Raw genomic sequence first — 6,866 nt, 5'->3', positions numbered from 1 at the left:
TACAGTTATTTCTCAAATCGAGATTAACAAAGCAGTAACTAACTTTAACAATGCACTAAAAGAAGCTCCTATAGAAGAATTAGCAGCTTATAAAGAAGCAGCCAATAAATCTCTTGCTTCTTACAAAGATCCGAAGAATTACCGGCAAGAAGAGCAAGCTCAATTAAATACCATTCTTAAAGAATCTAAAGTTGAAATTGATAAAGCTAATGATAAAGCGGCAGTAGATACTATTCAAAAAGAAACTGAAGCTAAATTAGATAAAGTTAAAACTGACAAAGAATTAACTGATGCTGAAAACGAAGAAAAAGCAAAAGAATTAGCAGCTTATAAAGAAGTAGCTAATAAATCTCTTGCTTCTTACAAAGATCCGAAGAATTACCGTAAAGAAGAGCAAGCTCAATTAAATACTATTCTTAAAGAGTCTAAAGTTGAAATTGATAAAGCTAATGATAAAGCGGCAGTAGATACTATTCAAAAAGAAACTGAAGCTAAATTAGATAAAGTTAAAACAGCAAAAGAAATTAATGGCCCTCAAGGACCATATATTAAAGATGGTCGTTTTGTAACTGTCGCTAAGAAAGGTTACGGAACATGGTCTAACTTTAGCTGGAAAGAACGCAATAAATCAGCAAAAGTCTTAAATGAAACATTTGAAGCTAGAGGAAAATATAATCATGAAAATGGTTCAGTTTATCTTTCTTTATATGATAACAAAGGAAACTGGCATGGCTATATTAACGAAAAAGGTGTAAAAATTGCTGATGGTAAGCAAGGTGCTTATATTAGTGATGGACGTTTCGTAACAATTTCAAGTGGTAACTATGATACATGGTCTAACTTTAACTGGAAAAAACGAAATAAGAGTAAACAAATATTAAACCAAACTTTCCAAGCCAAAGGTCGCTACAAACATTTTAGCGGTGCTACTTATTACTCATTGTATGACAATAAAGGAAACTGGCATGGCTATATAAATGCTACCGGTGTTAAAGTAGGAGATGGTAGACAAGGTGCTTACATTAAAGATGGACGTAAAGTAACTATTAACAAAAAAGGTTACAACACATGGTCTAACTTTAGCTGGAAAAAACGTCAATCAACGAACAATTTGATGGGCAAAACATTCACAGCAAGAGGAAGATATAATCATTTCAATGGGTCAACATACTATTCATTGTACGATAACAAAGGAACATGGTATGGTTATGTTAGCCAACAAGCAGTAAAATAACACCAAATAAAAAGGACAAAATATTAATTTGTCCTTTTTATTTTTTTACTTAGTTCATTAATATACCGGTTAAAGGATTATGTGAAAAATACAATTGTTTTTGGGAAACGTTTACTATATAATATGCTTAACTTAAAAAAATAAAGTCAGGGAAAAAGGTTAAAATCCTTTGCAGCCCCTAGCTACTGTGAGACGGACGAGTCCATAAAGCCACTGATATTTATCGGGAAGGTATGGATAAGAATGATGTTGAGCCAGGATACCTGCTTTGTTTTTATACGTAAAAGATATCTATGGGTGAGAATTCTTTTTTTATTTTTAGTGCATAAAAACACCCTTTTTTTAGGGTGTTTTTCTTTTTTCTAAAACAAGTTAAGAAAAAGTACTAACTTTCATACTCCCTAAATACTGAAAACACATATTGTCTAAAATTAACTCTTGATTTAGCTAGAAAGAGTTTTGCTATTATGTTTTTTAGGATATCTATTTTTTAATAAAAATTTGAAAATTATCTATGGGTGTATATTTTCATTAGTACTTTTAAAACACCTTTTTGAGGTGCTTTTTTTTGGAGGAGAGTGGTTAAAAGGGATTTTGGGTGTATTTTTAAAGTTTGTTAATTTGGGGAGGAAGAATATTGAAAATAAAATTTAATAAAAAAGCAAAATTATCTATTAGTTTATTACTTTGTACGTCAGCCTTAATGTTTGGAGCTAATTCAGCATTTGCATGGGATGGTACAGAAGTTAAAGAACCGAGTAAAGAAGGCGACGTTTATCAAATAGGTAGCGCTGAAGAATTAGCTTGGTTTGCTAAAGAAGTTAATTCAGGTAAAACAATAGATGCTGTATTGACGAAAGATATAGATTTAGAAAATAAACAGTGGAGTCCTATTGGAACTACTTCAAATTCTTTTAAAGGAATTTTTAATGGAAAAGATTTTTCTATCAAAGGTTTTAATATTGAGGATGGTGGTAGTTGGTTAGGCTTATTTGGTAAAAATGATGGACTGATAAAAAACTTCTCAATAGATGGAACACTAACTACTACAGGTGGTAATAGTAGTGGATCTGTAGTAGCTTGGAATACTAAAACAATAGAAAATATTTCTAGTTCAGTTGAAATCAATGCTAAAACAAAAACTAATGTTGGCGGTCTAGTAGGACAAACTACAGAATCATCAAACATAACTAATAGCGAATTTAATGGGAACATAACTTCTACTTCTTCTCAAAATACAGGTGGTATTTCCGGAAAAAGTACGTCTGGTAACTTAATTGGTAACATTAACTATGGAAATATAAACGGACCTAGTGGTTCAAGTCAAGCACAAATAGGCGGTATTGTAGGTAGAGTTGAAATGACTGGTACTACAGTAATTGGAAATAATATCAATTATGGTAATATTTCTTCAGATAGTAAAAACGCTTATTTAGCAGGTATTATCGGACACTACACAAATCGTAATACTACCTTTAATTCTCCTGATAAACATCTTTTTTTTAATTCAATTAATTTTGGGAAAATTACTGGAGAAAACGCTAAGGAGCTAAATACGTTAGTTAATACTCCTGAAAGAGTGAATGCTGACAAATTATACAATAGCAAAAACTTATATGATTCAACTCAAGATGAGTTTGACTTAGTTAATTCAATCGGAATAATTAATGAATTTGACGGAGCAGAATTTGAATCACCAATAACTATTCCTGAATTTGCTAAATTTAACTTAGCTAAAGATGGATCGGTGAAATTAACTTCACAATTAAACCGTTCAAAAGAAGAACCTATTGATGAAGAAAAATTAAAAGAAGCGCAAGAGCATGTTGAAAAAGCTAAAAAAGCCTTAGAAGATAGTTGGTATAGACCTAAACCTACTTTTGGTACAGATACTAACGTTAATACAATGATAGAAAAAGAACTTGAAAAGTTAGGATTTAAAGATGTTAAAGTAAATGTTAACGAAACTAGTAATGAAGAAAATATTGAAAAAAATGGAACTATCCATTACTTTTATATAAATCCAAATAATGCGTCAGGAACAAATTTTAGTTCAACTTCTATAACTTTTGATTTTTCAAAAGATGGGGCTCATACTGAATATAAAAAAAATATAGTAACGCATTGGGATCGTGATAAATTAACAAAAGTTACCCAAGAAGAAATTGTTGATAAGCTAACTCTTGAAAATATTAAGGATAAAAATGAATCTATTGAAAAATTTGATAAAGATTTAATTTTACCAAAACATGTAGATGGAAAAAAATGGGCTGAAGTTAAATGGTATTCTTCAGATGACAGTATTACTATAAATAATAGTTTACAAGTTGGTGGTTCTAGTAACCTATACAACCCCTATATTGGAAAAATTAAACGTGGTGAAAAAGATCAAAAGGTGACATTGTACGCTTCTATAAATAATAATTTCATTCAAAATGGAGAACCATCATTAACTATTGAAAAAGAAATCGAAGTGACAATTAAAGGTCTAGGTGCTGGTAGTAAAGATGAAATCCAATCTTTAATGGATGAACATTATACGTTTGATAAAATGACTGATAGTGTTACAAAAGAAAAAATAAATCCTGAACAAGTTGTAAATGATATTGGTTTACCAAATCCAAAAGGTACAGGTGTTCCCTTAAGCCATTTATACCAATTTAAAGCTGTAAGTGATACACCAGATGTATTAACCGTAACGGGTTATCGTCTAAATGTCTTACGACCATTGCCAGGTGAATCTGCTAAAAAAGCTTCATTTACGGTTACAATGAATGATCGTAATTCGACTCTTTCAGCTAGCAAAACATTTGAAATAATGATTCAACCTTTAACACAAAAAGAAATTGATGATGAAGTTAAATTGATGGATGCTGCTAAAGCCAACTATTTCAATGGTTTAAATAAAGCTGGTAATAGTGATGCATCTAACATTACTGAACGATTAAACACGTTCCAACAAGTGTCATTCAACGAAGATGGTAAAACTCTTAATTGGGTATATGATTCTAAAGATTTAAAAAATAGAGGAATTGTTCCAGTAAGCATCGATGAAACAAGACCTTCTGAACAATGGGATAAATTCCATTCAAGTAATAATGCTGTTCTTCAACATGAGAGCTTATTTTTAACTAAACCGGAGCATGATGCTAAAGTAACAGTCAAAAGTGTTTTATCAAGTTCTGTATTAGGAAAATACGCTAAACAATATCCTGATAATAAAGACTTACAAAAATTATACCGTCAACCTGTTTCTGCTGATTTAATTGTTAAAGGAATTAAAGGTGAAAATCCTAATCCTGATGAAGTAAGAAAAGTAACTTTATCAATCATTGGTGATAAAGAACATACTAGTGATGTCCCAGGACAATATGTAAACTGGTTAGATGCTAAAGGTGAAGGAAATGAATACACAACTGCTTTTGACGTCTTTAAAAAAGCAATGGATGATAATGGTTATAAATTTGCAGGAAGTAGCTACATTTCAAGTATTACTAGCCCTGATGGTGTGACTTTAACTGAAAAAGGACATGGACCAAACAGTGGTTGGATGTATGCAGTAAATAACGTGTTACCTGATGTTATGTCAACAGATTATCTAATCAAAGACGGGGATGTCATCACTTGGTTCTATACAGATGATGTAACTACAGATTCACGAGTTAGAAATTACAAAGAATTTGATCCTAATAGTTTCAAAGATACTGAATTAGATGATGTTAAAAAACTTATTAATGCAATTGGCGAAGTAACTTTAGAAAAAGAAGCAGCTATTAAAGAGGCTCGCGAAGCATTAAATAAATTATCTCAGCACAAAGAATTCAAAGAACTAAATCAACAATTAAACGACATTGAAGTAAAATTTGAAACTCTTAAATTAGACGCTCAAAACAAAGATGCTGCTAAAAAAGTTGAAGAATTAATTTCTTCAATTGGTGAAGTAACACTTGCAAGTGAACCAGCTATTTCTAAAGCAGCTCAAGCATATGATGAATTAACAGAAGCAGCTCAAAAACTTGTATCAAATCATGATGCATTGGAAACAGCTAAAGAAACTTACAGTAATTTAGTAAAAGAACAAGAAAATAAAAAAGCGGCTAAAACTGTTATTGATGCAATTGAACAATTAGGGACACCTACGATGGCTAATAAAGCTCAAGTAGAATTAGCCCGTCAATTATTCGATGCTTTGACTGAAGAACAAAAAGCGTTGATAACTAACTTAGAAACATTGGCTACAGCTGAAAAAACAGTTGAAGAGTTAATTTCAAATATTGATGCTGTAAATGAAGCTATCGAAAACTTGTCTGAAACTATTTCTTTAAACGATAAGGAAGCAGTTGCGAAAGCTCTAGCATTATATAATGCCTTACCTGAAGCATCTAGAGTCTTTGTATCTAATTTAGAATTTTTAGAAAATGCAAATAAACAAGTTGAATTATTAGAAGAAGCTCAACCAGTTGTTGATTTAATTAATAATATTGGCGAAGTAACATTAGCAAGCGAATCTACAATTAAAAATGCTCGTCAAGCCTTTGATAAATTATCAACAGATGCACAAGCTAATGTTTTAAATTTAGAAACACTAACTACAGCAGAAGATAAATTAAAAGAACTTAAAGGTAACGAAAGTTCTGAAAAAGAATTAAAAGCTCATAAAGAAGCTGCTAATAAAGCTTTAAGTGAATACAAAAACCTTAAAGATTATCGTAAAGCAGAACAAGACGAAATCAATAATATTTTAAAAGAAGCAACAGCTAGCATTGAAAAAGCTACTGATAAAGTAGCCGTTGATGCTATTGTTAAAGAAACAAATACTAAACTTGATAAAGTTAAGACTGATAAAGAATTAACTTTAGGTGAAAAATCACCTCAAGGAGACTACATTAAAGATGGTCGTTATGTAACTATTAACAAAAAAGGTTACAATACTTGGTCTAACTTTAATTGGAAAAAACGTAACAGCACAGATGAATTAGTAGGTGAAACTTACCAAGCAAGAGGTAAATATAAACATGAAAATGGTTCAACTTACTTATCATTATATGATAACGATGGTAAATGGCATGGTTATATTAATGAAAAAGCTGTTAATATTGGTGATGGTAAACAAGGTGCTTATATTAAAGATGGTCGCTATGTGACTATTACTAAAGGTAATTATGATATCTGGTCTAACTTCGGCTGGAAAAAACGTAACTTTAGTGGAGATTTATTAAACCAAACATTCCAAGCACGTGGTCGCTACAAACACATGAATGGAGCAACTTACTACTCTCTTTATAATGATAAAGGTGAATGGCAAGGTTATATCAATGCTAATGCTACTAAAGTAGCAGACGGCAAACAAGGTGCTTACATTAGCGACGGCCGTTATGTAACAATTTCTAAAGGTAACTATGATATTTGGTCTAACTTTAACTGGAAAAAACGTAACTCAAGTAAAAATGTGTTAAATGAAACATTCCAAGTTCGTGGAAGATACGAACATATGAATGGAGCAACTTATTACTCTCTTTACAACAATAAAGGCGAGTGGCAAGGTTATATTAATGCTAACGCAGCTAAAGTAGCTAATGGCAAACAAGGCGCTTATATTAAAGATGGACGCAAAGTAACTATTAATAAAAAA

The 6,866-nt window shown here is 31.3% G+C and carries 1 protein-coding gene, 1 pseudogene and 1 riboswitch; the gene and the pseudogene both read left to right on the top strand.

Features of this window, described 5'->3' with window-relative positions:
- A pseudogene (locus RR554_RS05335) lies at positions 1-1,234 on the top strand (hypothetical protein); the annotation flags it as partial.
- A 126-nt stretch (positions 1,235-1,360) separates the two neighbouring features.
- Positions 1,361-1,519, top strand: a riboswitch (cobalamin riboswitch).
- Positions 1,520-1,871: 352 nt separating this feature from the next.
- On the top strand, positions 1,872-6,866 hold a 4,995-nt coding region (locus tag RR554_RS05330), incomplete at its 3' end, for a DUF4430 domain-containing protein (RefSeq protein ID WP_332467565.1).

It is taken from the genome of Vagococcus sp., from assembly GCF_036639995.1.
Classification (GTDB): Bacteria; Bacillota; Bacilli; order Lactobacillales; family Vagococcaceae; genus Vagococcus.
This window is presented reverse-complemented; position numbering and strand designations above follow the sequence as displayed.